At 70.7% G+C, this 24702-nt stretch carries 27 protein-coding genes, 10 tRNA genes, 1 pseudogene and 1 riboswitch; of the genes and pseudogenes, 19 read left to right on the top strand and 19 right to left on the bottom strand.

Annotation, left to right across the window (positions count from 1 at the left end; genetic code table 11):
* Positions 1–63: 63 nt before the first annotated feature.
* On the bottom strand, positions 64–546 hold the full coding sequence (locus Prubr_RS26565) for an Lrp/AsnC family transcriptional regulator (RefSeq protein ID WP_212817640.1): 483 nt from the start codon (positions 544–546) through the stop codon (positions 64–66).
* Between the two features lie 94 nt (positions 547–640).
* On the opposite strand from Prubr_RS26565, the gene Prubr_RS26560 reads away from it, so the two are divergent.
* A complete protein-coding gene (locus Prubr_RS26560) occupies positions 641–1570 on the top strand; it encodes a PhzF family phenazine biosynthesis protein (protein WP_212817639.1) in 930 nt (309 codons plus the stop codon).
* The gene (locus Prubr_RS26555; protein WP_212817638.1) at positions 1567–2049 is read left to right on the top strand and encodes a nucleoside deaminase; all 483 of its coding nucleotides are present in this window, start codon (positions 1567–1569) and stop codon (positions 2047–2049) included. The genes Prubr_RS26560 and Prubr_RS26555 overlap by 4 nt, the downstream gene beginning before the upstream one ends.
* A 24-nt stretch (positions 2050–2073) precedes the next feature.
* On the opposite strand, the gene Prubr_RS26550 is transcribed toward Prubr_RS26555, so the two are convergent.
* Positions 2074–2943: a GNAT family N-acetyltransferase gene (locus Prubr_RS26550; protein WP_212817637.1), complete on the bottom strand. Its 870-nt coding sequence runs from the start codon at positions 2941–2943 to the stop codon at positions 2074–2076.
* Positions 2944–3431: 488 nt separating this feature from the next.
* Between Prubr_RS26550 and Prubr_RS26545 the strand changes: the two genes are divergently transcribed.
* Positions 3432–4862 (top strand): M28 family peptidase, encoded by a 1431-nt coding sequence (locus Prubr_RS26545; RefSeq protein WP_246567672.1) that lies wholly within the window; start codon positions 3432–3434, stop codon positions 4860–4862.
* A 128-nt stretch (positions 4863–4990) separates the two neighbouring features.
* On the opposite strand, the gene Prubr_RS26540 is transcribed toward Prubr_RS26545, so the two are convergent.
* The 10 genes from Prubr_RS26540 to Prubr_RS26495 form a co-directional block, all read right to left on the bottom strand.
* A tRNA-Cys gene (locus Prubr_RS26540) sits at positions 4991–5061 on the bottom strand.
* A gap of 6 nt (positions 5062–5067) precedes the next feature.
* A tRNA-Val gene (locus Prubr_RS26535) sits at positions 5068–5141 on the bottom strand.
* A 2-nt stretch (positions 5142–5143) separates the two neighbouring features.
* Positions 5144–5219: transfer RNA gene (locus Prubr_RS26530), tRNA-Met, on the bottom strand.
* 2 nt (positions 5220–5221) lie between these two features.
* Positions 5222–5294, bottom strand: a tRNA-Lys gene (locus Prubr_RS26525).
* 1 nt (position 5295) lies between these two features.
* Positions 5296–5387, bottom strand: a tRNA-Ser gene (locus tag Prubr_RS26520).
* A gap of 34 nt (positions 5388–5421) precedes the next feature.
* A tRNA-Leu gene (locus tag Prubr_RS26515) sits at positions 5422–5494 on the bottom strand.
* Position 5495: 1 nt separating this feature from the next.
* Positions 5496–5571, bottom strand: a tRNA-Thr gene (locus Prubr_RS26510).
* An 81-nt stretch (positions 5572–5652) separates the two neighbouring features.
* A tRNA-Arg gene (locus Prubr_RS26505) sits at positions 5653–5725 on the bottom strand.
* Positions 5726–5832: 107 nt separating this feature from the next.
* Positions 5833–5905: transfer RNA gene (locus Prubr_RS26500), tRNA-Ala, on the bottom strand.
* A 214-nt stretch (positions 5906–6119) separates the two neighbouring features.
* A tRNA-Trp gene (locus Prubr_RS26495) sits at positions 6120–6192 on the bottom strand.
* A gap of 350 nt (positions 6193–6542) precedes the next feature.
* Here Prubr_RS26495 and Prubr_RS26490 point away from each other — a divergent pair.
* Both Prubr_RS26490 and Prubr_RS26485 read left to right on the top strand, forming a co-directional pair.
* Complete coding sequence (locus tag Prubr_RS26490; protein WP_212817636.1) at positions 6543–6968, top strand: HflX-like GTP-binding protein; 426 nt, start codon at positions 6543–6545, stop codon at positions 6966–6968.
* A gap of 83 nt (positions 6969–7051) precedes the next feature.
* On the top strand, positions 7052–7522 hold the full coding sequence (locus Prubr_RS26485) for a class I SAM-dependent methyltransferase (RefSeq protein WP_212817635.1): 471 nt from the start codon (positions 7052–7054) through the stop codon (positions 7520–7522).
* Positions 7523–7546: 24 nt separating this feature from the next.
* Here the strand turns inward: Prubr_RS26485 and Prubr_RS26480 are convergent, their stop codons facing one another.
* Positions 7547–8497, bottom strand: coding sequence for an AraC family transcriptional regulator (locus Prubr_RS26480; RefSeq protein ID WP_212817634.1), 951 nt, complete (start codon positions 8495–8497; stop codon positions 7547–7549).
* Positions 8498–8686: 189 nt separating this feature from the next.
* On the opposite strand from Prubr_RS26480, the gene Prubr_RS26475 reads away from it, so the two are divergent.
* The 9 genes and pseudogenes from Prubr_RS26475 (at position 8687) to Prubr_RS26435 (ending at position 16033) form a co-directional block, all read left to right on the top strand.
* Positions 8687–9505, top strand: coding sequence for an NAD(P)H-binding protein (locus tag Prubr_RS26475; protein ID WP_212817633.1), 819 nt, complete (start codon positions 8687–8689; stop codon positions 9503–9505).
* A 35-nt stretch (positions 9506–9540) separates the two neighbouring features.
* Positions 9541–10089, top strand: a complete 549-nt coding sequence (locus Prubr_RS26470; protein WP_212817632.1) for a GNAT family N-acetyltransferase — start codon at positions 9541–9543, stop codon at positions 10087–10089.
* A gap of 68 nt (positions 10090–10157) precedes the next feature.
* Positions 10158–10535 (top strand): annotated as a pseudogene (locus Prubr_RS26465) (phosphotransferase); the annotation flags it as partial.
* A 32-nt stretch (positions 10536–10567) separates the two neighbouring features.
* On the top strand, positions 10568–11215 hold the full coding sequence (locus Prubr_RS26460) for a GrpB family protein (RefSeq protein WP_212817631.1): 648 nt from the start codon (positions 10568–10570) through the stop codon (positions 11213–11215).
* A gap of 88 nt (positions 11216–11303) precedes the next feature.
* A riboswitch (ZMP/ZTP riboswitch) is annotated at positions 11304–11389 on the top strand.
* Positions 11390–11418: 29 nt separating this feature from the next.
* Positions 11419–12519: a hypothetical protein gene (locus tag Prubr_RS26455; RefSeq protein ID WP_212817630.1), complete on the top strand. Its 1101-nt coding sequence runs from the start codon at positions 11419–11421 to the stop codon at positions 12517–12519.
* Positions 12520–12665: 146 nt separating this feature from the next.
* Positions 12666–13526: a hypothetical protein gene (locus Prubr_RS26450; protein WP_212817629.1), complete on the top strand. Its 861-nt coding sequence runs from the start codon at positions 12666–12668 to the stop codon at positions 13524–13526.
* 79 nt (positions 13527–13605) lie between these two features.
* Positions 13606–14451 (top strand): MerR family transcriptional regulator, encoded by an 846-nt coding sequence (locus Prubr_RS26445; RefSeq protein ID WP_212817628.1) that lies wholly within the window; start codon positions 13606–13608, stop codon positions 14449–14451.
* The gene (locus tag Prubr_RS26440) at positions 14448–15437 is read left to right on the top strand and encodes a BtrH N-terminal domain-containing protein (RefSeq protein WP_212817627.1); all 990 of its coding nucleotides are present in this window, start codon (positions 14448–14450) and stop codon (positions 15435–15437) included. The genes Prubr_RS26445 and Prubr_RS26440 overlap by 4 nt, the downstream gene beginning before the upstream one ends.
* A gap of 167 nt (positions 15438–15604) precedes the next feature.
* On the top strand, positions 15605–16033 hold the full coding sequence (locus tag Prubr_RS26435; RefSeq protein WP_212817626.1) for a hypothetical protein: 429 nt from the start codon (positions 15605–15607) through the stop codon (positions 16031–16033).
* Positions 16034–16154: 121 nt separating this feature from the next.
* Here Prubr_RS26435 and Prubr_RS26430 read toward each other — a convergent pair whose 3' ends face one another.
* Together Prubr_RS26430 and Prubr_RS26425 are read right to left on the bottom strand one after the other, a co-directional pair.
* Positions 16155–16952, bottom strand: coding sequence for an ABC transporter permease (locus Prubr_RS26430; protein WP_212817625.1), 798 nt, complete (start codon positions 16950–16952; stop codon positions 16155–16157).
* Positions 16945–17931, bottom strand: a complete 987-nt coding sequence (locus Prubr_RS26425; RefSeq protein ID WP_212817624.1) for an ABC transporter ATP-binding protein — start codon at positions 17929–17931, stop codon at positions 16945–16947. The genes Prubr_RS26430 and Prubr_RS26425 overlap by 8 nt, the downstream gene beginning before the upstream one ends.
* A 92-nt stretch (positions 17932–18023) precedes the next feature.
* Between Prubr_RS26425 and Prubr_RS26420 the strand changes: the two genes are divergently transcribed.
* The 3 genes from Prubr_RS26420 to Prubr_RS26410 all read left to right on the top strand — a co-directional run bounded on the left by Prubr_RS26420 (position 18024) and on the right by Prubr_RS26410 (position 20520).
* A complete protein-coding gene (locus Prubr_RS26420; protein WP_212817623.1) occupies positions 18024–18737 on the top strand; it encodes a TetR/AcrR family transcriptional regulator in 714 nt (237 codons plus the stop codon).
* Positions 18738–18776: 39 nt separating this feature from the next.
* Entirely contained in the window at positions 18777–19304 is a 528-nt protein-coding gene (locus tag Prubr_RS26415) for a class I SAM-dependent methyltransferase (protein ID WP_212817622.1), read from the top strand.
* A gap of 331 nt (positions 19305–19635) precedes the next feature.
* Positions 19636–20520, top strand: a complete 885-nt coding sequence (locus tag Prubr_RS26410) for a glycoside hydrolase family 113 (protein WP_425518065.1) — start codon at positions 19636–19638, stop codon at positions 20518–20520.
* 84 nt (positions 20521–20604) lie between these two features.
* Here Prubr_RS26410 and Prubr_RS26405 read toward each other — a convergent pair whose 3' ends face one another.
* Positions 20605–20934, bottom strand: coding sequence for an ArsR/SmtB family transcription factor (locus Prubr_RS26405; protein WP_212828553.1), 330 nt, complete (start codon positions 20932–20934; stop codon positions 20605–20607).
* Positions 20915–21379: an SRPBCC domain-containing protein gene (locus tag Prubr_RS26400; RefSeq protein WP_212817620.1), complete on the bottom strand. Its 465-nt coding sequence runs from the start codon at positions 21377–21379 to the stop codon at positions 20915–20917. Before Prubr_RS26400 ends, Prubr_RS26405 begins: the two co-directional genes overlap by 20 nt.
* A 382-nt stretch (positions 21380–21761) precedes the next feature.
* Between Prubr_RS26400 and Prubr_RS26395 the strand changes: the two genes are divergently transcribed.
* Positions 21762–22346: a beta/gamma crystallin domain-containing protein gene (locus tag Prubr_RS26395; protein ID WP_212817619.1), complete on the top strand. Its 585-nt coding sequence runs from the start codon at positions 21762–21764 to the stop codon at positions 22344–22346.
* A gap of 424 nt (positions 22347–22770) precedes the next feature.
* A complete protein-coding gene (locus Prubr_RS26390; protein WP_212817618.1) occupies positions 22771–23280 on the top strand; it encodes a GNAT family N-acetyltransferase in 510 nt (169 codons plus the stop codon).
* A gap of 85 nt (positions 23281–23365) precedes the next feature.
* Here the strand turns inward: Prubr_RS26390 and Prubr_RS26385 are convergent, their stop codons facing one another.
* Positions 23366–23620, bottom strand: coding sequence for a hypothetical protein (locus Prubr_RS26385; protein WP_212817617.1), 255 nt, complete (start codon positions 23618–23620; stop codon positions 23366–23368).
* A gap of 385 nt (positions 23621–24005) precedes the next feature.
* Positions 24006–24500 carry a hypothetical protein gene (locus tag Prubr_RS26380; RefSeq protein ID WP_212817616.1) on the bottom strand — a complete coding sequence of 165 codons (495 nt, stop codon included), beginning with the start codon at positions 24498–24500 and terminating at the stop codon, positions 24006–24008.
* Positions 24501–24702 lie beyond the last annotated feature (202 nt).

Here is a 24702-nt window from a genome sequence, read left to right as displayed (position 1 = left end):
AACCGCGCCGTGCCCCGGCCGCCGTCGCCGCGGCGCGGGCCGCCCGATGCGCTCGGCCGCCGGTCACCGCCGGTCGGTGACCCGGCCCTCACGCACGGGTGCCGGAACGGGCCGGTCGGCGACGACCTCGTAGACGAGATCGGTGACGATCGAGCCGATCCGGGCGAGATCGCTCGTGATGCGTTCCAGGTCGGCCATGTCGACCGCGACGATCTCCATCAGGTAACAGGACTCGCCGGTGACGCGTAGGCATCGCACGATCTGCGGCTGCCGGTCGAGGACCTGGCGCACCGTGTCGTAGCGGGCACCGTGCACCTTCATCCGGACGGTGGCGCGCAGTCCGTACCCGACCACTGCGGCGTCCACCCGGGCGGTGTAGCCGGCGATCACCCCGTGCTGCTCGAGATTACGCAGTCGTGCCCGGGTTGCCGAAACACCCAGATGAATGACGCCGGCAAGGTCGGTCAGCGAGGCCCTGCCGTCCTCCTGCAACGCCTCGAGCAGTCGCCGGTCGGACGCGTCCATGACGTAGTCGGTGCCGGCCATTCCGCGAATCTACCGCAACATCTGCGGCCCGGACCCCGTTCTACCGTCGATGCAGCCTGTCCGACCGACCGCTGCCGTTCGTAGCATCGTCTGCATGACCAACTCCCCGCCCGACCGGATCCCGTTCGTGTTCCTGGACGTGTTCGCGTCCACACCACTCACCGGCAACCCGGTCGCCGTCGTACCCGACGCGGACGACCTGACCGAGCCGACGATGCGGGCGATCGCCCGGGAGTTCAACCAGTCCGAGACCACCTTCATCCTGCGCCCGACCCTGGCCGGCGCCACCTGGCGCCTACGATCGTTCACCCCGATCGGCGAGGAGGTGCTCGGGGCCGGACACAACGCCCTCGGCGCCTGGCTGTGGCTCGCCGACGCCGGCCGTCTGCCAGCGGACCGCCCGTCGTTCACACAGCAGATCGGCGACGCCCTGCTACCGGTCGACGTGACCGGTCCGCCCCGGGCGACCCTCGTCACGATGCGCCAGTCCACACCAGAATTCGGCGCCACGGTGGGCGACGCCGCCGACCGGGCCGAACTCGCAGCCGCGCTCGGCCTGACCGACGCCGACCTCGACACCGCCACCGTCCCACAGGTGGTGTCGACCGGCGCCGGCCACCTCCTCGTACCGGTGACCGGCCGGGACGCGGTCGACCGGGCACGACCGGACGGACCCCGCCTGGCCGCCGCCGTCGCCCGGGCCGGCGGCGAGGGCTGCTACGTCTACAGCCGCGATCCGGTCGACCCGACCGACGCCGTCGCCTACGCGCGGTTTTTCAACCCGGGAATGGGTATCTCGGAGGATCCGGCGACGGGTACGGCCGCCGGGCCGCTGCTGGCCCGCCTCGTCGCCGACGGAGCCGTGACGGAGGGAACCGCGGTGATCGAGCAGGGCTACCGACTCGGCCGCCCCAGTCGTATTCGGGTCGACGTCACCGGGGACCGGGTCGAGATCAGCGGTACCGGTCTCGTCGTCGCCGAAGGTGTCCTCCGCACCGCACCGCCGCCCGGGGCCGCCGAATGAACAACGACGAACCGCGTTTTCTCCGGGCCGCGCTACGGCTCGCCGCCTCGGCGCTCGACGCCGGCGATCCGCCGTACGGATCACTGCTCGTCGACGCCGCCGGCAATGTGATCGCCGAGGACCGCAACACGACCAGCACCGACCGGGACATCACCGCCCACCCCGAACTGAAGCTCGCCCGGTGGGCGGCCCGACACCTCGATCCGGCCGCAGCCCGGGCCACGACGATGTACACCAGCTGCCAACCGTGCCAGATGTGCACGGGCGCCATCGCCCGTTCCGGACTCGGGCGGGTCGTCTACGCCCTCAGCACCGCGCAGGCGAACGCCCTGAGGCCGACGGAGCTGGCCGCCCCCGACGATGCCGACGTCGCGTACGAGGGGCCCGGACTGTTCGACGAGGCACGCATCCCGGTCGACGACTACTACCGGGCGGCCCGTACCCGGCCACGCCGGCGCGCGGGGCCGGCGCCGGCATGACGTCCCGGGCAGACCGGCCCCCGGTCACCCCCGGCGGTGCAGGTAGCGGGCGCGGCGGCCGGCGTCGCGAAAGCCGAGCCGCCGGTACAGGCCGGCGGCCGGGTTGTCGTCGTTGACGCACAGCCACGCTTCCCGGGCGCCGTCGGCGGCCAGCGACCGCAGCGCGGTTGCCACCAGGTGGGCGCCGACCCGGCGGCCCCGCCAGGCGGGGACCACGCCCACCTGGTCGATCCAGTTGTCGATGACGTTGAGGAAGCCGACCGCCGTACCGTCGGGACCGCGCGCGATCAGCGACAGGTCCGGCCGGTAGCCGTCGTCGTCGCGCAGCTCCTCCAGCCATTCCCCGGCCGCCGGCTCAACGAAGCCGGTCCGGTCCGCGAAGGACGCCCGGTAGGTCGCGAACAGCTCGGAGCCGAGCGTCACCGGCCCGGTGTTCACGCCGTCGGGGTGGGCGACCTCCGGCAGGTCGGTGAGCTCGTGCCGCAGCACCCACTCGGTGAAGGTCCGCGCGAAGCCACGCGCCGTGAACAGGGCGTCCGCGCCCGAACTCCACGACTCGGTGGTCAGCAGCAGATCGCCGTCGCCCGCCTGCTCGTCCGCCCAGCTCAGCAGCCGGCTACCGACACCCTGTCCGCGCCAGTCCGGATGCACCAGGCCGGTGCTGGTGGCCGGCTGTCGGGCGGTACCGACGCTCACGGCCGCGACCAGATCGCCCCCGTGCCAGGCGCCGAGGGTACGGGACTGGAGCAGCCGGGCCCGCAGCAGCGCGGAGCCGGTGAACAGCGGCAGTCCACCGTCGACGGCCAGGCACGCCTCGGCCAGACCGGTCAGCTCCGCGAGGTGCTCCCCGCCGAACTCCTTCCAGATCAGCGCGTCCACGCCCGAGTCACCCATGATCCGCTGCCCTTTCGCTGCCGCCGATTGCCCGCCGACCGGCCCGGACAGCTGACGACGGGCCGGCGCGACGGCGCGCCGAGGCAGTAAGTAGGCATCTCGGCCGGTGGCACTGTCAACGCGGTTTCGGTCCACCCGCCGGCACCGACTCGGCAGCCGACGTCCACCGGTGGCCCCGTGGAGCAGGGCAGCGGGCCGGCCGCAGACCGGGTAGAAACTCGCTGTTGGTCTTCGAGATGGCACGGCGACGAAGGGGCATGCATGCCGGTCCCGTGGCCGCACGGCAGAGGTAGGGCGCCATCGAAGGGACTCACCGTCATGCTGTTCGGTGACGTCGGGAACCCGCGTACCGGACCATGGGCAGCACCGCCGTACATCGATCCGTGATCTTGAGAAGCGGCAGCTCACGGGTTAGATTCGAGCCCCTGCAACCCGGGGCTTAACACCCCTGACACCCCGGGTCCAACCTCGATTCAGGAGGCGTACCCTTGTCTTCGCTCGACGAAACCGTGACACCCCCGCACGACTCGTCCCCTTCTGTCGGCTCCACCTCGCTCAACCGGCGACGGATGCTGACCGTCGCCCTCGGCGGCGCCGCCACCGTGGCGCTGCCCGCGCCGGCGTGGGCCACGGACGACCAGCGGCCGGGCGCGCACCGCCCACCCAGGCTCACCCCGCAGGACCGCAAGGTCATCGCCCAACTCTCCACCAGGCGGGCCCTCGACCACCTCACGGTGCTTTCCGAGGACATCGGGCCGCGGATCGGCGGCACCGAATCCGAGCGCCGGGCGGCGCACTACATCGCCAGCCAGCTCGACCACTTCGGCTACGACACGACCCTGCAGCCGTTCCCGGTGGCCGACAAGTTCCTCGCCCAGCTCAGCTCCCCCGCCGGTCTGCCCGACGACCTCAACTGGCAGGCCGGCGCCAGCGCACAGGCCGCCCTGGACACCACCGTCACCGCCTCGGTGATCGACGTCGGGGCAGGCGCGGCCGCCGACTTCACCGCCGACGTCAGCGGCAAGATCGTACTGGTCAACTACGTCGCCGCCCAGCGCGAACAGCTGGCCGCCCGCGCGGTGGCCGCCGGCGCGGTCGGGCTGATCTTCCTCCCGACCGACGGGATCGAGCCCCGCCGGGCGTCGGCGTTCTCCCCCTCCATGCCCACGCCACTGGCGATCCCGGTGGTCGGCGTCGCCCAGGCCCAGAAGCACCGGCTGCGGGCCCTGCTGGCCACCGGCCCGCTCACCCTGACCATCGCCACCACCGCACACCGCGGGCTGACCTCGCACAACGTGCTGGCGGAGCGGCGCGGACGGTCCGGCGCCGGCGGCCCGGTGGTCATGGTCAGCGCGCACTACGACACGGTCATCGGCGCGCCGGGCGCCAACGACGACGGCTCCGGCACCGTGCTGTGCCTGGAGCTGGCCCGGGTACTGAAGGCCATTCCGATCAACGCCACCGTCCGGTTCGGCCTGTGGGGCTCCGAGGAGCAGGGCCTGATCGGCTCGCGCTACTACGTCCGCGAGCTGCCGCAGTCCGAGCGGGACCGGATCGTCGCCGTCTACCAGAACGACATGGTCGCCACGAGCTGGGACCCGGCGACGCGCTACTGGCTGCTGTCCTTCACCGGCCAGAGCAACCGGGCCACCGACGAGGTCGCCGCCGCGGCCCAGCGGCTCGGCTACCAGCCGCGGATCTCGCCGGTGACCCAGCGCGGCGCCAGCGACCACCAGTCGTTCCAGGAGGTCGGGATCGCCAGCGCGAACTTCTCCTGGCGTGGTGAGGAGTCTCCGGCCCTGCTGGAGCCGCCTTACCACAGCCCGGAGGACACCATCGCGAAGAACATCAGCCTGGAACGGCTCCAGGTGTCGATGGAACTGATCGGCTGCGCCACGTACGCGACGGCCGGACACTGACAACACCTCGGGTGGGGTGCGGCGTTCGCCGCACCCCACCCGCGTCAAGACGGCCACCGGGCGGCAAGCCCCGGCAACCGGCAGCCAGCGTCCGCCCACGTTGCTCCACTGTGGATGACACATCCTCGAGGCCGTAGCCGGAATCGAACCGGCGTCTACCGCTTTGCAGACGGTCCCCTGACCACTCGGGCATACGGCCGTGGCGTGTCCCGGGCTGGAATCGAACCAGCGGCCTCCGCCGTGTCGAGGCGGCGCTCTGACCTACTGAGCTACCGGGACGGGAGCAGGGGCGGGATTCGAACCCGCGTTCTCCGGCTTATGAGGCCGGCGAGGACGACCGAACTCCTCTACCCTGCGCGTGCGCCGCCGGGGAGTCGAACCCCGAACCCGCTGAACAAGAGTCAGCTGCTCTGCCTGTTGAGCCAGCGGCACGTGGCGGAGACGGGGCGAGTCGAACGCCCACGAGGCGGCGAAGCCTCCAACCGCTTTCAAGGCGGCGGCCGGCGCCCATCGGCTGGCGTCTCCAGGTCGGGTCGGCCCGACTCGAACTGATGCTGCGTACCCGGAGCGCGATTCGAACGCGCACCGACGCCGTTCTGAGCGGCGCGCCTCTGCCGTTGGGCTACCGGGGCGTGGAGCCGGCGACGGGACTCGAACCCGCTGCCTGCCGATTACAAGTCGGCTGCACGGCCTGTCGTGCTACGCCGGCGTGGTGCGTGCCGGGCCGGATCCGGTCACTCCTGCCGTGGTGAGTCGAACCCTGCCTTCTGCCGGCGTCGAACCGGCATTGCGTCCTCGGAGAGATTCGAACTCCCGGCCCCCGGATTCGTAGTCCGGTGCTCTATCCGCTGAGCTACGAGGACTGGACGGAAGGCGGCCGGGTGTGCCTGTCGATTCGGCCCGTCTTCCGCGCGGTCTGGTTCAGGTGCCGTACCGGTTCGCCCGGCCGGTCGTCCTGGTCGACCGTTCGTGGACCTGGGCGGATTCGAACCGCCGACCCCCGGTCTGCCGAACCGGTGCGCTACCAACTGCGCCACAAGCCCATACGTCCGGAACCCCCGAGTCGAACGGGGTGTCTCGCGCTCCCAAGGCGCGCGGGTTGCCGTCTCCCCCGCTCCGGACCGTCCGGCCGCCGGCGGGTCTGCCGGCGGCCGGACGTTGTGTCGACGCGGCGCACGGCGTGCGCGGCGTCGGCGATGTGCCATCCACTGTGGAGTTTTCAACGAGCGTGCCGCCGGCCGGGCCGGGGTGGGTACGCACGGGCAGCAGGAGTTGAACCCGCATCTTCCGGTTTTGGAGACCGGTGCTCTGCCGATTGAGCTACACCCGTAGGTAGAGCGAAGGGAGCTGGTTGACCGGGTCCGGTAACGAAAACGCCGCCCGGTCCCGGATCCGGGAGGGCGGCGCGACGATCGCTAGCGGGTGCTAGCTGCGCCACCGGCCCAGGTCGTGGTTCTTTTCGCTGCCGGCTGACCAGTCGGATCGGCTGGCACAGGTCATGGCGGCCTCGCCGCGCGACGTCAGCCGCTGCGGTGTGATGAAGGCGTGCCACAACATGTCGGTCTCCTGACCCGGTCGGTTCGTCTTGGTGCTGATCTCTACGGTAGGGCTACCCAGCGGGGTCAGCAACCGCATTAAGAAGGCGTCAGGTGACCGGCCGACAGCTGCCATGCTGTCGACGTGGCCGTCATCCGCTCCGTGGTCCTCGTCGGTCTGTTCTCGGCGAAGGACCGTGATTACCGAGACCGCCTCGACGCGCTGGAGGCGCAGGTGACGGCACAGGGCGGACAGGTGCTGGACCGGTTCGTCCAGCGCAGGGGCGTCTCCGACGGCGGGGTACGACTGATGACCGCGCCGTTGTCGCGTCGTTTCCTCGTCGGTCCGGGAAAGCTGGCGGAGATCGCGGCGACCTGTTCGGGCAGGAAGGTCGACGCCGTTGTCTTCGTCAACGACCTGAGCGGCTTCCAGCGTCGATGGCTGTCGATGCGCCTCGGCTGCCCGGTGCTGAGCCAGGCCGACCTCGTCCCCTCTGCGGAGGTTTCCACCGGCCCGCCCCGCCCTCGGCGTCGCGCCGCCCGCGGCCGAATGCCCAACCGCCGACGGTAGTGCCGCCACCTACCGCCTCCCCGGCGGTGGTAAGGCTGCGCGGAGGCGGTCTTGTTGTCGGTGCTGGACGGTACCGTCCTGGAATGGTGCGGACGGTGGCGCAGAAGATGGGTGTCCGGCCTGGATGTCGAGCGCACCTGCTGGGTGCGCCGGCCGAGTCGGTCGCCGCGTTGGAGTTGCCCAAGTTGGAGCTGGTCAACGAGTTGGACGGGCCGTTCGACTATCTGCATCTGTTCGTGGTGACGCAGGCGGGGATGCGGCGGGATTTTCCGACCTTGCGGGAGCATCTGCGTCCCGGCGGGATGCTGTGGGTTTCGTGGCCCAAGGGGGGCCGGCACGGCACGGATCTGACGATGAGGTCGGTCATCGCGATCGGATACGACCTCGGGATGGTGGAGAGCGTCTGCCTGCGGGTCGACGACAAATGGGCGGGCCTGAAGTTCACGCATCCGAAGCCGGGCAAGACCTATCACAACAGTTTCGGAACGCTGCGGGTCGACGAGCGCGAGATCGGGCTGCGGCGGCCGGTACCCGGGGACGTCCCGCACTCGTGACCGCTTTGAGCCGGCGCGGACCCCTCAGGCCGCGGCGGTGGTCGCGCGGTGCTCGGTGGGGCGGGTGCCGAAGTGCCGCTTGAACGCGGCGCTCAGGGCGTACGCCGTGGAATAGCCGACCTGCCGGGCAACCGAGTCGACGGTGGCGTCGGTGCGCCGCAGCAGATCTGCCGCGAGGTTGAGTCGCCAGCCGGTGAGGTAGGCCATCGGTGGCTCGCCGAGCAGATCGGTGAAGCGGCGGGCGAAGGTGGCCCGGGACACCCGTGCCTCCCGTGCCAGGGCCGCCACCGTCCAGGGGCGCGCGGGGTCGTCGTGCAGCGCGCGCAGGGCGGCACCGACGACCGGGTCGGACAGCGCCCGGTACCAGGCTGGTGGCGACGAGCCGGGACGGGCGAACCACTCGCGCAGCGTGGCGATCAGCAGCAGATCCAGCAGTCGGTCCAGCACGGCCTGCTGGCCCGGGTCGTCGCGGCCGATCTCAGACTCGGCCAGTTCCAGCAGTGGGCGGGGCCGGCCATCGTAAGGCACCACCAGCACCCTTGGCAGCGCGGCCAGCAGCCGCCCGGAGAGCCCACCGGCGACCTGGTAGGTGCCGGTGAGCAGAACGTTCGGACCGTCGAGCCGGTCGCCACAGGTCCGTACCCCGAGATGGATCGAGTCGGGGGCCAACTCCCCGCCGTCCGCGGACCGGCACTCGTTCGGGCCGTGCAGGACGTAGAGCGGGGCGATGTCGGGTGTCCGGTCGCCGCTCACGGTGAACGGGGCGGGTCCGGCGACGACCGCCAGGTCACCGGTGGCAAGGCGGACGGGTTCGGCGCCGGTAGGCACGACCCAGCCGTCTCCGCGCGGCATCGTCACCAGGGTCAGCGGCGCACCGTCGGCGAACCCGATCGCCCAGGGTGAACCCATGATGTTGCGGCCGAACAGCGCTCCGGTGGAACGGACCTGGTCCAGCAGACCGGTGAGCGCATCCATCGGCGTAGCCTACTGCGTCGCCGTGCCCCGGCTGCCGCGTCGGGCCGGGCGCCGCCATGGACGTTGCCGCCGCGGCGACCCCGCCGGAGGTGGCATCCGGACCGGTCGCCGCCGACGCTGGACGCGCGCGTATCGACCTGAGGTTTTCGACCATTCCGCGTCGCGGCGGGCGGCGGTTTGCTGGACCGCATGACGAACACACCGATCACGGTCATCGGCGGCACCGGCAAGACCGGCCGGCGGGTGGTCGCCCAGCTCAGGCGGGCCGGTCACGAGCCGAGGGCGGCCTCCCGCAGCGCGGCGACCCGTTTCGACTGGACCGACCGGGACACCTGGCCGGCGGCCGTCGAAGGCGCCGGGGCCGTCTATGTGACACCGTACGACCCCGGCGACGGCGACCTGTTGAAGGCGTTCACCGACGTCGCCGTACACGCCGGGGTGCGGCGCCTCGTGCTGCTGTCCGCACGCGAATGGGTGGACATCCACGACACCGCGGCACTGGCCCGTGAGGACGCGGTGCGTGACTGCGGGGCGGACTGGACGATCCTGCGCCCGACCTGGTTCGCGCAGAACTTCAGCGAGGAACCGTTCTTCAGCGACGGTGTCCGGGCCGGTGAGCTGGCCCACGGCACCGGCGACGGCCGGCACCCGTTCGTCGACGTCGAGGACATCGCCGCCGTGGCCGTCGCCGCGCTCACCGGAGAAGGCCACGGCGGGCGGACCTACGACCTCTCCGGCCCGCGCGCCCTCACCGTCGCCGAGGCGCTGGCCGAGATCTCGACCGCCGCCGACCGGCCGATCCGGCCGGTTCCACTCCCGCTGCAGGCCTACCGGGAGCACCTGACCGGTCTCGGATACCCGCAGGAGGCGGCCGCCGGGGTCGCCGGCCTGAGTGCGCTGATCCGCGACGGCGACGACGCGTACGTCTCCGACGGGGTGTGGCGGGCGCTCGGCCGCCCGGCGCGCGACTTCGCCGACTACGTCGCAGCCACCGACTGGACCGGCTGACCCACCGCCCGACGGGTGTGCGATAGGTTGCCGCCATGGCTGAACCCGGCTCCGTGGCCTGGCCGCCTGCCCCGATCAGGACCGAGCGGCTCGTGCTCCGTGAGCCCGAGGCCCGGGACCGTCCAGCGGTCATCGAGCTGTTCGCCTCGCCGGAGGTGGGCACCTACATCGGTGGCCCTCGACCGCGTGACGAGCTCGAGCGCGCGGTGCCCGAGGTGCCCGGGCGACGCCCCGGCCATTTCGTGGTCGATCTCGACGGAGCGATGATCGGCACGGTCACGCTCGATCGGCGCGACACGGAGCGTCCGGGTCACGTCCTCTCTGGTGCCGGGCAGGCCGAGCTCGGCTACATGTTCCTGCCGCGGGCGTGGGGCCACGGGTACGCCGGCGAGGCGTGCGCGGCGGCACTCGACTGGTTCGCCGGCGCGTTCCCCGACGAGTCCGTGGTGCTGCGCACCCAGATCGCCAACGACCGCTCGATGCGCCTCGCGGCGAAGCTGCGGTTCTCCGAGGTGGAGCGGTTCGAGGAGTACGGCGCCGAGCAGTGGTTGGGCGTGTGGTCCCCGGTCCCGCCATCCGGCTGAGCTCGTGCCCGACGGCGCCGGCGTACGAACCGGTGTGATCAGTGGTCGACCGCGATCCGCTGCCGGACGACGCGGTCACCGCGCCTCGATGGACGGGCCCGGCGCTATGGATCCACGCCGACCTGCGCCCGGCCAACGTCCTCACCGCCGACGGCACCCTCTGTGGCGTGATCGACTTCGGCGATGTCTGCGCGGGCGATCCGGCGTACGACCTCGCCGCCGGGTGGCTCCTGCTACCGGACGACACCATCGACCACTTCTACGCGGCCTACCAGCCGACCCCGGACGCCGCCACCATGCGCCGCGCCCGCGGCTGGGCGATGGCACGCGCCCTCAGCGGCATCCTCATCGGCGACGCCGGCGTCCACGGCCGCCCAGGCGGCAAACCCACCCGGGGCCCGCCCGCCCACGCCGCCCTGCAACGCCTCATCGCCACGGTCCGCTGACCCAGCGATCACCACCGCATCCGAAAGACTGCGTGATCGACCATTCGCACATCGGCACGTCCGTGTCGACCCGGAAAGGTGACGCCATGCGCCTGCCCCCACTGCCCGCCCCGTCAGCGCCGCTCACACCGGAGCAGATGGCCCGACGCGCGGTCGGTGATCGCACCCTGGACGTGCCGGTCAAGCCCATCAGCATCCGTCCGTACGATCCGAACTGGCCGGCACGCTACCGACACGAAGAGGGCCGTATCCGGGCGACGCTCGGCGTCCGCGCCCTCGCTGTCGAACACGTCGGCTCCACCGCCGTGCCGGGACTGCCCGCGAAGGACCGCCTCGACATCGATCTGATCGTCGCTGACCCGGCCGACGAGGAGGCCTACGTACCGGATCTGGCCGCTGCGGGATACGTGCTGCGCACACGGGAGCCGCACTGGTATGAACACCGTTGTCTGTGGACCGACGGTCACGACGTCAATCTGCACGTGTTCGGTCCCGACTGTGACGAGTACCTTCGCCACATCATCTTTCGTGACTGGCTTCGCAGCCACCCCGATGACCGGGATCGCTATGCGGCAAGGAAGTACGAAGCCGCCGCGGCGCATCCTCTCTCAGCATCGCGCTACCGGCATGCCAAAGCCGCAGTCGTGGTCGAGATCCTCAAACGGGCCGGGTTGCGCTGACCGAACGTCGGACGTGCCGGCGGCAGCAGCGGCCGGCGTCGGAAGGCCGGCACTTCCGGCCGCTGAATCGGGCGCGGGCAGGTATGGTGGCACCGGCCGCTACTGGCGCGGGTGGGCTACCACCGGGGAACCGGCCGTACCAAGGGTGTGGCGCCGACCGCCTGGGCGCCTCCGGAAGCAGATGTCCTGCGATCGGAGGCACCATGAACCTGCGCTACGGCATGAACCCCGACCAGCGTCCGGCGACCGCCACGGCCATCGATCCGGCGCGTCCCCCGTTCCGGTTCCTGCACGGCGACGCCTCCTACATCAACGTTCTCGACGCCGCCGCCGGATGGCAGCTCGTCCGTGAGGCCGCGAAAGCCCTGGGCCGTCCTGCCGCGGCCTCCGTCAAACACGTTTCACCGGCCGGCGCGGCAACCGCGGGTCCGGTCGACGCCACCATGGCCCGGACGTACCGGCTGGACCCGACCACGACAGGCGCGTTGACCACTGCCTATGTCCGGGCCCGGGACGCCGACCCGAAGAGCTCCTACGGCGACTTCATCGCGGTCTCGGAACCGGTCGACGCGGAGCTCGCCGATCTCCTGCGCCGACTGGTCTCGGACGGCATCGTCGCCCCGGGTTACGAGCCGGGGGTCGTCGCGACCCTGGCGGCGAAGAAGAGCGGCCGCTTCCTCGTGGTCGAAGCGGACGCCGGCTTCCAGCCACCGCCGACGGAAACACGCGACGTCTACGGCCTGCGCCTCACCCAGCCCCGCGACGACGTCGCACTGACCCGCGATCTGGTCGCGGACCCGCGGCTGCCCACCTCTGCCGTGGACGACCTGCTGCTCGGCCTGATCGTAGTCAAGCACACACAGTCGAACTCCGTGGCCTACCTTCGCGACGGAATGGCCCTGGGTATCGGGGCGGGTCAGCAGTCACGGGTGGACTGCACGCGGCTCGCCGGCACCAAGGTCGACACCTGGTGGCTGCGCCGTCATCCCATCGTCGGAGAACTCGCCGACGATGCCAGCGCCAGCGTCCAGGACGTCGTAGGCCAGCAGATTCGTGCGACGACCCTGGATGGCGGACCGCTCAGTACGGTCGAACGGGCCGGGTGGCTGCGACAGCTGGACAAGGTGGCGTTCGTTTCCGACGGGGCGCTGCCCTTCCCCGACAACGTCGAACAAGCCGCGCGACACGGGGTCCGGTACATCGCGGAACCAGGTGACTCCATCCGGTCCACCGACGTCCTGGCCGAGAGCCGGCAACGCGGCATCACCCTCATCCGGACCGGCATCCGACTGTTCCGCCACTGACCATCACCTCCCGCGGCACCATATTTCCGCGATCCGTCCCCGGTTCCGCCTGCACGGGTACGGGTCGGTGATGGATCATGGCGAGCGCATCCACGAGGGGCGTACGGTAACAGGTTGCTCCTCTCGCACTGGCGGAGAGGGACAGGATGGTCACGGTCCGGCCTGACGGCGCATTCTCGGTCAACAGCGTTGGTCTCGACCGGGCGCCGTTTCCGCTGAGCTTCAGCCTTGCAGAGGGTGCTGGCCACTGGGTGGTCCATGCGACGGCGGCGCAAGCCGCCGAACTCGCGGACGTGCTGGCCCACGCGGCGAAGGACACCATCGTCGTGGTGGACGTCGCGACCAACAGCTTTCTCGATGAGGAGTACGTGCAATGGAGGCCGTCGCGGATTGCGGCGGCACAGGGCACCACCTGCGCGAGTCACCAGCTGGGTGCGCTGGCCACCGGGGTTGTCGGCCTCGGCGACGAGATGCTCGTGATGCGGTGTGACGAGCTGACCGGCTTCCTGGACGGCTGGTCGCCGTACGAACTGGCGTTGGTCGGTGTTCCGAACCGGCCGAATGGGGACCAGCTGGACGAGCTCGCGCTTGCGGTCGGAACCGCGCGTCATGACCGGCCGGTCTTGCCGACGCTTCCCGGCTGCCGTCTGTGGTATTCCGGACACGACGACTGTTACGTACGGGTGGAGTCGAGCGACCTGGGACCCTGCCTGGCGGTCCTGGGACGCCTGCTCACCCTGCTGGCCGGCTCGGCCCTGGTGGTCGATGCCGTACCCGTGGAGGTGGCGGAGCCGGCCGACACCCTCGTCGAGACGCTGGTCGCCGAGAGCCGGCAATGGATCGGGAGGCTGGGCGACGTGTCCCGGAACGCCGTGACCGTGAGCCTGTCCGCCACGTCCGAGCCGTGGCGACTCGCACAGCCGCTCCCGGACCGGGTCGACCGCACGGCGGTCTACGACGTGGTCGGGGCGACGTGGCGCCTCACCGCGCCGCAACGGCACGGCTGATGCTTCGTTTCGTTGGTCGCGGGTTGACCCTCTCCCCGGGAGAGGGTCGAGGCTGTTGGAGGCGTCGGTGACGGGGTTGATGACGATCGGGGTTTTCGCGCGGGCGACCCGGCTGTCCGTACGGGTGCTGCGCAACTACGACCGGCTCGGTCTGCTGGTCCCGGCGTGGGTCGATCCCGACACCGGCTACCGCCGGTACGGCGTCGACCAGTTCCCCCGTGCCGGGCTGATCCGGCGGCTGCGAGAAATGGAGGTGCCGTTGCCCGAGATCGCCGAGATCCTGGCGGCCGACGTCCCGGAGCAGGCCCGCGCCGTCATCGAGCGGCACCGGGACCGCGTGGCCGCGCGGGCGGCCCGGCTGGACGAGATCGCCGGACGGTTGGGGGCCGTGCTGGCCGAGCCGGGGCGCGTGCCGGGCTGGCTGCACGTGTACGAGCGGTGGCGCGCCGCCCAGCCCACCGCCCGCACGGTGGTGCGTACCCCGCTGAGCGGGCTGGCCGCGGCGCTGGCGCCCGGGTTCGCGCGCCTGTTCGCCGGCCTCGCCGAGCAGGGGATCGAACCGGCGGGACCGCCCGGGACCCGATACCTCGGCGACGACCCCGACGCGGCGGGGTGGGAGGTGGAGTTGTTCGTACCGGTGGGGCGCCCACCCCGGCCGACCGCGACGATCGCGGCCGGGAAACTGGCCGGCTGCCTGCTCGCCGCGACCGTCCACGAGGGCGGCTACGACGAGGTCGACACCGCCTACCGGTCGCTGGGGCGCTGGATCGCCGAGCAGGACCGGGTGCTGGCGGGCCCGGCCGAGGAGAGCTACCTCGTCCCGCCCGCGCCCGGCGTGTCCACGGCCGCACTCCGCACGGAGGTCGCCTGGCCGGTCCACCCCTCGTCCAGCCCGCCCCGGACAGCAGATCAGGAAATCGAATGATCATCGAGAATGTGGCGTTCCCCGCCGGTCGGCACTGTGAGACCACCACGCTCGGCGCCCTGCTGCGCCACGAGGGCCTCGACCTGTCCGAGCCCATGCTGTTCGGCCTCGGCGAGGGTCTGGGCTTCGTCTACTGGGACGCCAGGACCATGGACTTTCCGTTCCTCGGCGGCCGGAGCAAGCCGGCCTCGATCATCCGGACCGTGGCCGACCGGCTGGGGCTGACGCTGCACATCCAGGAGACCGCCTCGCCCCGCAGGGCCTGGCAGAACGTCGCCGCCGCCCTCACCACCGGACGGCCGGTCGGCCTGCAACTGGACTCCTACCACCTGGAGTACTTCACCACGAAGGTCCACTTCGGCGGCCACTTCGTCGCGCTGTACGGCTACGACGACACCCACGCCTACCTGGTCGACACCGCCCAGCAGGGCGGCGCCGTGACGACGACGCTGGCGAGCCTGGAACGGGCCCGTGGCGAACGCGGGCCGATGACCGCCCGTAACCTGTCTTTCACGATCGCCGGGCCGGCCGGCCGGCCCGGTCTGGACGACGCCGTCCGGACGGCGATCCGCAACAACGCGCGCACCTTTCTCGACCCACCGATCGCCAATCTGGGCCACCGCGGCATCGCCAAGGCGGCCCGGCAGGTGACGCGGTGGCTCGACCGCTCGAGCGACCCGTCCCGTGACCTTCCGCTGGCCGCGGCGCTGATGGAACGCGGCGGGACCGGCGGGGCGCTGTTCCGCACCATGTACCGCGACTTCCTCGCCGAATGCGCCGCGATCGTCGATGACGACAACCTCCGCCTCGGTCATCGGCTGTACGCCGAGATCGCCCCGTTGTGGACCGAGGTCTCCCGGCACATCGCAGCCGCCGGCGAGACCGGCGACCCGGACCACCTCGCCCGGGCCTCGGCGATCCTCACCGACCTCGCGGACCGGGAACGCGACGCCATGCAGACCCTGAGCGCCGTCCGCGTCGACTGATGCGGGCACCGGCCCGGGTCGCCGGAGATCGGCTCCGCCGGCGGCGGGCACGGACAACCCGCACGTGGGTCCGGCCCATGCCATCGGGCGGTCGGACACAGAGCCTGCGCGATGTCCGACGCTGCCCGGCCGGCAGCATGAGGGTGGCTCGCACTACTGTCGCCCACGTGGGGGAGGCCGAGATCGTCGGGCCCGAGGTGATCGAGCCTTGCCTGTGGTGCGGCGCGCCGTCCGGCGGCATCGTCACGCAGACGATCGACGAGGACCGGTTGCTCTGGGGCACCTCGTCCATATGCGCAGGGTGCGGTGCCGTAGACGAGGGCAGCGAGTGGGGTGCGATGCCCGACGAGCTACGTCGGGCCCTGATCGTCCGCGTCGGTCTGGCCCGGCTGCGCGCGGATCCGGAGGTCAACCGCCCGCTACGCGTACAGGTGCTGAGGATGTTCCGACGGTACGGCGCCTCGGTCGGCGAAGCGGCCGACGCCTACGGCCGGTTGACCGGCGCCGGCATCACCGGCACACCGGCTGAGATACGCCTGCTCGCTCGCCGGCTGGACGCGGTCGGCGCCACGGTTCAGCTGGATCTTCCCGCGTAGGGACCGTCGGGGCGCGGCCGGGTGGTCGCGCGGTCGGACCGATCCGGTGGCCGTCGTCGACGGGGCCGATCGGAGCCGACCGGGTCAGCCCCGCCTGACCGTCTCCCCCGCTGCTCGGTCGTCAGGCACGGCGAACCATGGCGCGGATGCTCACCGCGAGACCGACCGCGCACCATGCGATAAGTACGACGAGGTCCTGCCGGCTCGCGGTGTGGCTGTCCGACAGCAGCCCGGCGCGGAGCAGGTCGGCCGCTGGTCGGAACGGGAGCACATCGTGGACCGTCCGGAACCACGCGGGGAGCTGGCCGGCGGGGAAGGTGACCGGCGAGAACAGCATCACGAAGAACACCAGCACCTGGGTCGTGAGCTGGGTCAGCAGCGGGGGCAGCGTCACCGCGATCGCGTAGCCGACCGCGGTGGCGGTCGCCGCGGTCAGGACGGATACGGTCACCAGGAGGGGCCAGTCGAAGGCGTAGCTGAAGCCGTACCGCAGTTGGGCCACGATCACCGCGACGGCGACGCTGGGCAGGGCGACCGCCAGCCACACCGTCAGGTCGGCCAGCAGCAGCAACGGGCGCGGCACCGGTAGCGCCCGCAGGTAGGCGAACGTGCCGCTGGCGCGTGCCTGCGCCACGCCCTGGGGCACCATGACGAGCCCCACGACCATGAGCAGCACCGTGGGTGCGCCGGTGGACAGGAATCGGGCCGACGCGGTGTCGATGTCGGGGATGAGGAACCCGAACCCGACGATGATTCCGGCGGCGAGCAGCGCCTGTACGACGATGACGAAAGGCAGCATCGCGCCGGTCTGGGCGATCGTCCAGCGCAGCAGGGTCCCGTACGTCGTCCACGGGGCGGTGCGTGGCGGGATGCGGGTATGCGTCGGCGCGAGTGTGGGGGCGGTCGTCACTTCAGACATCGGTGGCTTCCTGCGTGGTAGTGGCCGGCGGGGCGGTGTCGGTCGTGGCGGCGAGGTAGGCGTCCTCGAGCGTGGCGGGGGCCAGCGCGTAGCCGTCGATGCGCTTGTCCGCGCGCAGGCTCGTGGCCCAGGCGACGGCGGCTTCGGCGTCGGCCGCGTCGATGGTCATCAGCACCCGCCGGCCGACGCGGACGCGGCGGACGACCGGGATCGGCACCTCGCCGGAGGACTCGGACGGGTCGCCGCCGTCCGGCTGCAGTGCGAGCTCGAGTCGCAGGTCGTGGTCGCCGGTCCCGCGGAGCTGGTTCGGTGATCCGGAGGCGACGACCCTGCCGCGGTCGAGGACCACGAGGTCGTCGACGACGCGTTCCGCTTCGACGACGTTGTGGGTGACGAGCAGGACGCCGGCGCCCTCGTCGCCGAGCCGGCGTACTGTCTTCCACAGTCGTCGGCGCCGGGCCGCGTCCACGTCGTTGGTCGGCTCGTCGAGGATGACCAGTGGCGCTTTCGCGACGGCGGCCATGGCGAACGCGGTGAGTCGGCGGATGCCACCGGACAGGCCGCCACCGTCCGGTGTAGCGCGGCGGTTGAACCACTCGCCGATGTCGAGTTCGTCGGCCAGGGCATGCGCGGCGCTTCTCGCGTCGGTGCGGGACATCCCGCGAAGCCGGCCGGCGATCTCGATGGCCGTCCTGGGAGTCAGGCCGTCGAGCGGTGCCTGCCCCTGGGCTTGCAGCGCGACGCAGCGTCGCGCGGTCGCCGGGTCGGCGATCGCGTCCACACCGGCCACCCGGACCGATCCGGCATCGGGTCGGAGCAGCCCGACGATCTGCGAGACCAGTGTGGTCTTGCCGGCTCCGTTGTGTCCCAGCAGGCCGACCACCTCTCCTCGGCGTACGCGTAGCCCGATGCGGTCGTTGGCGACAACCTGCCCGAACCGCCTGGTCAGGCCCTCCACCTCCAGTACTGCGCTGCTCATAGCTCCCTGGATCCTCCACTCAGATACCGTCGGCATTCGAATACCGACGGTATCTGGATACGCATGGTAGGTCAACTGGCTAGGATCGCGGCATGGTTCCCCGCCCCTCGACCTCCGGGCGCCGCGCGCCGCGCAGCCGGGCACAGCGCCAGCAGGAGACCCGCGAAGCGCTCATCCTGGCGGCACTGAACGCGTTCACCCGCGACGGCTACCACGCGGCGAGCCTGGAGGGGATAGCCAACGAGGCCGGCTTCTCCAAAGGCGCGGTCTACTCGAACTTCGACGGCAAGGCAGAACTGTTCCTGGCGGTGCTGGACCACAACCTGGAGATGCTGCGCGGCGGCGGCTGGGACCCGTTCGCGGCGGCGGAGAGTGACGCCGACCCGCCCGTACCGGACGCCGCGACCGACGACGCGGCGCGGATGGTGCGGGGGTTCAGCCTGGCGACACTGGAGTTCATCGCCACCGCCGCCCGCGACGACACGCTCATCGATGCGCTACGGCAACGCGTCCAGGTGATGATCGACGCCTACGGGCGGGTCGCCGCCACCGGTCGACCGACCGGCGAAGTCCTTCCGGTCGACGACGTCGCCCACCTCATGGCCGCGTTCGACCAGGGAGTATCGGTCCTCACGCTCAGCGGCATCGCCTCCATGGACGGCGCGCTGATGCGAACCGGCCTGCGCCGACTCATGGACCCGGCGGGCGCCGCGAGCGAACCGGCACCACGACGCGACGGTCACGTCCCGTCACGACCGGACGTCCAGGCGGTACGAAAACTGATGCGCGACCTGCCCGACTCCTGATCCGCTGCGCGGACCCACCGGACGACGCGGCACCATCGGGTGGATCTCACCGGCCTGCAGCGACACCTCCCTGCCGGCGCCGCCGTCCTGGACCTCGGCTGCGGCTGCGGAGTCCCCGTCGCCAGGACGCTCGCCGACGCCGGTCACCGGGTGACCGGCGTCGACCTCAGCGAGGTTCAGATCGACCGTGCCCGCCGACTCGTCCCCCACGCCACCTTCCTGCACGGCGACGCCACCCAGGTCGCATTCCCCGACCGGACGTTCGACGCGGTTGTCTGCCTCTACGCGCTCATCCACCTGCCGATCGACGCGCAGCCACGCCTGCTCCACCGCATCGCCACCTGGCTACGGCCCGGCGGGCTCTTCCTGGCGACCACCGGAGCCCGGGAGTGGACCGGAGCCGAGGACAACTGGCTCGGCGGTACGGCCACCATGTGGTGGAGCCAGGCCGACGCCGCCACCTACCGTACGTGGATCACCGAGGCCGGCCTGGACATCGAGTCCGAGCATTTCGTTCCCGAAGGAGGCGGTGGCCACCAGCTCTTCTGGGCCCGTCGAAGCCACTGACCACAGCTGCCCCCTCGCGCATGTCGGGTTCGCCTCGCCGCGTAGCCACACGTACCGGGCCGACGCGTAGCCGTACATGGGCTCGCCCAGACAACCGCCTGGTCGTCGCGGGTCCCCCCGGTAGGGCACTCCACCCGTCGCGCCCACGCGATGGCCTGGATTGTGCGGCATCATCACAACCGGCTGAGTACACCGATCGCCGTCAGCGCCGAGAGGGACAGAACGCATGCTGAAGGTACGCGGCATCTCCTACCTCGTCGGCGACGCGCACCCGGACGACCTGCGGCGAGACCTGGAGATCATTTCCCGCGACCTGCACTGCAACACCGTGATGCTCATCAGCGGTGACGTGCCGCGGCTGATGGCGGCCGCCGGCTGCGCACTCGACCTCGGTCTGGATGTCTACCTGCGTCCCGATCCCACCGACCTGCCTCGAACGACGCTGCTGGAACGGTTGGATTCTGCCGCCGCGCAGGCCGAAGTCCTTCGCCGTGCGTACCCGGGCCGGGTCACGCTCGTGGTCGGCAGCGAGTTCTCGCACACCGCCCCCGGCATCGTGCCCGGGCCGCGGTCGTTCCTGCGCCTGCAACTGATCATCCGGTTCCACCGCCTGCTGCGTCGCCGTATCGCGCGACGGCTCAACACACTGCTCACCCGCGCCGTGACGGTCGCGCGGGGTCGCTTCGACGGGCCGCTCACCTATGCCAGCGCCGGGTGGGAACGCGTCGACTGGACGTTGTTCGACGTGGTCGGGATCAGTTTCTACCGTTCCCGCCGCAACGCCGCCACCTATGTCGATCGCCTCCGCGACCTCGTTCGTCGCCACGGCAAGCCGGTCGTGATCACCGAGTTCGGGTGCGGCGCCTTCGCCGGAGCCGATCAGCGCGGCGCGGGCTCCTTCCAGATCGTCAACTGGTTCGCCGACCCGCCCCGCGTCTCGGACGACCATCCCCGCGACGAGAGCGTCCAGGCTCGCTACCTGGCAGATCTGATCAGCCTCTACGACACCGAAGGGGTACGAGGCTGCTTCGTCTTCACATTCGCCATGCCCGACTTCCCTCACCGGTCCGATCCGAACCTCGATCTCGACAAGGCCGGCTTCGGCGTCATGGCCGCCTGCGCCGACGGCACATACCGGCGCAAGCAGGCCTTTCACGCCGTCGCCGACTCGTACCGCGGTATCGCCGCAGCGGACGGAGACGCGCATCGCCGCTAGACCGTCTGGCCCAACGGGGGTTGGCGGGCGGCGTCTCGACGTCCAGTCGGATCGAGGACCTGGTCACGCCCGCCGGTCGAGGTTCTACCTGGATTGCCCGGTGCCCTCCGCCAGCGCCCTGAGTCGCAGAAGGCTGGCCTGCCAGGTCGTGCCGACGGTCTCCATCCACCGTGCGGTCTCGATCAGTCGGGACGGGTTCGCGCTGTAGAGCACCTCGCGACCGAGCCGGCGACTGGATACCAGCTCGTGCTGCTGCAGCGTGGTGAGATGTTTGATCACTGCTGGCCGGCTGACCGGTAGCAAGCCGGCCAGCCGGGTGGCCGTTTGCTCGCCTCGTTCTGCGAGCAGTTGCAGAACCTGCCAGCGGGTGGGGTCGGCCAACGCCGCCAGTACCTCAGTTCGCGGCCGGGTCATCGTCACGGGGGCAGACCGTTGCCGCGTGCTCCTGCAGCGCCGACAGGCCGCCAGCCCATCCGTCGGCTGCGCCCTGGAGATGGATGCGTTGCTGCTCGGGGCCCATGGCCAGCTCGTCGAACCCACTCTCGACCACGGTCAGACGTGTGCCATCACCGTCGGCGGCAAGGGTGAACGTCACCAGGGTCTGGTATCCCGGCCGCGGGTCCTCGTCCGGCACGGACGAGTATCGGTAGGAGAAGACCGTGGGTGGATCGATCTGCTCGATGACGCCTCGGAAGGAGCCGTGCTCCTTCCAGGTGTGGACGAGCGCGCCACCCGGCCGCAGGTCGATTTCCGCGCCGTCGAAGGCGAACCAGACCTGGACGTGCTCGGCCCGCGTGATCAGCTCCCACACGTGCTCGACTGTGGCCTTGATGAAGATTTCGCGCCGGATGTGGTCCACGGTGTCTCACCTTCCCAGGTTTAGTGTCACCCGGAGGTTACACATACCTCCCATCAGCCGCAACCCAGAGGTTGCAGTTCTGGAGACCGGGGCCCGACTCGAACGCTCGGATTTGATTCGGATTTCCGGACACTCCGATTGAGTACGACGCTACTCACGACATCACCGTGCGGACGCACATAGATTTGTCGCGCCGGCGCGAGCATCGACAACCCTGCTGCCGGCGACATCGTCCATTCCCGCCCGGAGTACGAGGGCAAGGATGGAAGGCCGGATGCCTGGAGGGCTACGGCGCCGGCACGGGTCCCGTGCCCAGAGATGGACGGTCCCACGAATTACCCGTCGACAACGGAGACCTACCACCATCGACCAAGGAGAGAGAATGCGGTTTCGAGCGCTCCCATTCGCATCCATCGCCCTCGCGGGCGTGATGTTGGCGTCTCTCGCGGCGCCGGCGCAGGCACAGACGGCAGAGACGGAGCGTCACTGCGTAGCGAACCTGTCGGCACCACACACGCCGACCACGTGCTACGACAGCTTCACCCTTGCGATCGCCGACGCGACCGGCGGTCGGGTGACCGACGCACCGAACAATGTTCGGGGTGCGGTGAACGACCCGGTCTTCGAAGCGCGAATTAACGCCATCGGCGGCCAGAAGGACGGCGCGGCCATCATGGCGGAGGCCCCGATCAGCATCTTCTATGACGACACGGCTTTCCGTGGCAGCTCGTTGATCTACACGACGGACCGCGACTGCGCCTATCCACCCGACTTGTGGGACTTCTCCGCGTCGTACGTCGGCAATGATTGGAACGACCGGATCGCCTCGTTCCGCACCTACCGGTTCTGTCGAGTGACGCTTTTCGAACACCGGGACTTCCTCGGCCTCGGGCTCACCTGGACCACCCCGTGGGAGCGTCAGATCGGGGTGATGCACGACGAGGTCAGCTCGATCGCCTGGGGCTGAGTCATCTGGCCGCGGCGGTGGCGCGTGTGCGCCGCCGCCGCGTCGTCCCGGTGCGCCGAAACGACGCCCGCACCGCGCGATCGCAGCCCGAAGGACTGTCGATGGGTCAGGTGGCGTCGCGGCGGCTGAGGCTGAGTGCTCCGGCCGAGCGACCTTCCCGGACCGACCGTGGCAAGACATGTCCAGCACCGTCGCCTATGGGGTCAGCCCTTGGAGGTGGCGGTACTCTGGCGAACCGTGGGCGTGGTCGCCAGTTCGACGCCGACCTGCTGGACATTCCCGAGAGCGGGCGCCAACCCGGTGGCGGTCCGGGCCCAGGTGTCCGAGGTGACCCCCGCGTGGACGTGCTGGCCGACTACCGGTACGCCGTCTACGTCCGCCGCCCCATGAAAGCACCCTTGCCACCAGCGAGAACGGGACCACCATGCACGCCTGGACCACCCGCCCCGAGACCGCCGAAGACATCCCCGCCATCCGCGCGATCAACCTCGCCGCCTTCCCCGGCGTCGAAGAGGCCGGCATCGTCGACGCGCTGCGCGCCGACCCGCAGGCGTGGATCGACGGCCTGTCCATGATCGCCACCGCCCCGGACGGCACCCCGGTCGGGCACGCGCTACTCACCCGCTGCCACGTCGACGGCGCCCCCGCCCTCACCCTGGGCCCGTGCGCGGTACTGCCGTCCGCCCAGCGCACCGGCGCCGGCTCCGCCGCCATCCGCGCCTCCCTGGACGCCGCCCGGGCCATGGGAGAGAACCTCGTCCTCGTCCTGGGCCATGCCAGCTACTACCCGCGGTTCGGCTTCACCCCCGCCTCCCGCTTCGGCATCCGCGCCCCCTTCGAGGTCCCCGACGAGGCCATGATGGCCATGGCCCTCGACAACACCCGCCCGATCGCCGCCGGCACGATCCGGTACCCCGCCGCGTTCGGCGTCTGACACCCCTGTGGTGCCCAGGATCCACATCCCGGGCACCACACCGCCGGACCGGCCGGCGCTCAGCGCCCTGCCGTACACAAGGTCGTCAGCACCGGGCGCCTGGTGCCGGCTTGCGGACGGTGGTGGTGCCGGTCCACGACTTCGTGACGCAGTCACTTCCGACGGATGCGTTGTAGGGGCCGTTGACCTGCACCCAAGGGCTGCAGCCGAAATAGCAACTGCGTTCGAACCGGTTGAGGACGGTGGCGGCGTTGGCCGGGGTGGCGATCGCGACGACGATGGTTGGTACGACGAGCAGTGCGGCGAGTGCGCCTCGCCGGGCTCGGACCTGTGGCCGCATGGCGTTCTCCTTCACTCGGGCGCGACGATGCGGTGCGAACATGCCCGGCCTGCGCTGAGGTTCGGGCGATAGAAGCGGTCACCGGGACAGCGAAACAGTCCGTAGACGGTGCGGGTGGATGTCGCCCTGGTGACGTTGCCGCACTGGTCAGATGACATGGACGGCTGCGATCAACATCGGGGTCCTGCAGGAGTTTGACGTCACCCTACCGTCCTCCTACGTCGTCGGCCGCCTGTCTCGGCGCCGCCCTGTCCATAGTCGCGGTACCTGCTGAATCACCCGCTGGCAGCCCACGGTGTCCGCGTCGACGCGCCACAGCCATTCGACGTCGTACGGAAGCCACCCATCGCGCGACATGGACCGAAACCTGGCTCTGGCCAAACCCTCAGTCGTGGCCGCTGCGCGGATCACGCATTCGCCACGAATACACCGGCTCGGCCGTTCCGCGCTGCCGCAGCCAGCTGGCGGCCGCCGCCAACGCCCTCGCCGCATCCGTGGGCGAATCAAACTCCCGCGGCGTCAGCTCTTCGATGAAGTGCGGTCCGCAGTCGACGCCGGCGTCGCACCGAACGGTCACCTCACCGTTCACCTCCCACGGCGGTCCGGTGCTCAGGTCCCAGGCGCACCGGCGCGGGAACCACAGCTGCACGACGAACGACACGTCGCCGGCCTCGGCGTAGCCGAACAACGAGGCCTGTCCTAGTTCGAGACGGTGGAACTCGATCCCGCTGCCCGGCCCGCTCGCACGGCCCCCGAGGTGGCCAGCCAGCAGCCGGATCTGAGCATCAGCCTGACGCACCAGGTCCAGCACCTCGCCGGTGTGCTCCAGCCCGGGAAAGACCCAGCGCAGGTTGCCGTCGACCAACGGGATGGTCGCCACGGCATCGCGTTTGATCGGATTCTGCCCCGCCGTCGAGTCCGTCGCGTCGGTCGGACCGCGGCGGTCCGACCACGAGCTGGACGAATCTGTCGTTCGGGCCTCATCGCAGACGGCTGCTCCTGGTGAGTCGGCCGCAGAGCGCGCATCGCGGCCTGACAAGTTCGGCCATCAGCGCCACGACGCTGATCCGATGCCGCAGAAC

Source organism: Polymorphospora rubra, assembly GCF_018324255.1.
In the GTDB taxonomy this organism is placed as follows: domain Bacteria; phylum Actinomycetota; class Actinomycetes; order Mycobacteriales; family Micromonosporaceae; genus Polymorphospora; species Polymorphospora rubra.
Note: the sequence above shows the minus strand (reverse complement) of the source record. Positions and strands in the feature narration are given on the sequence as shown.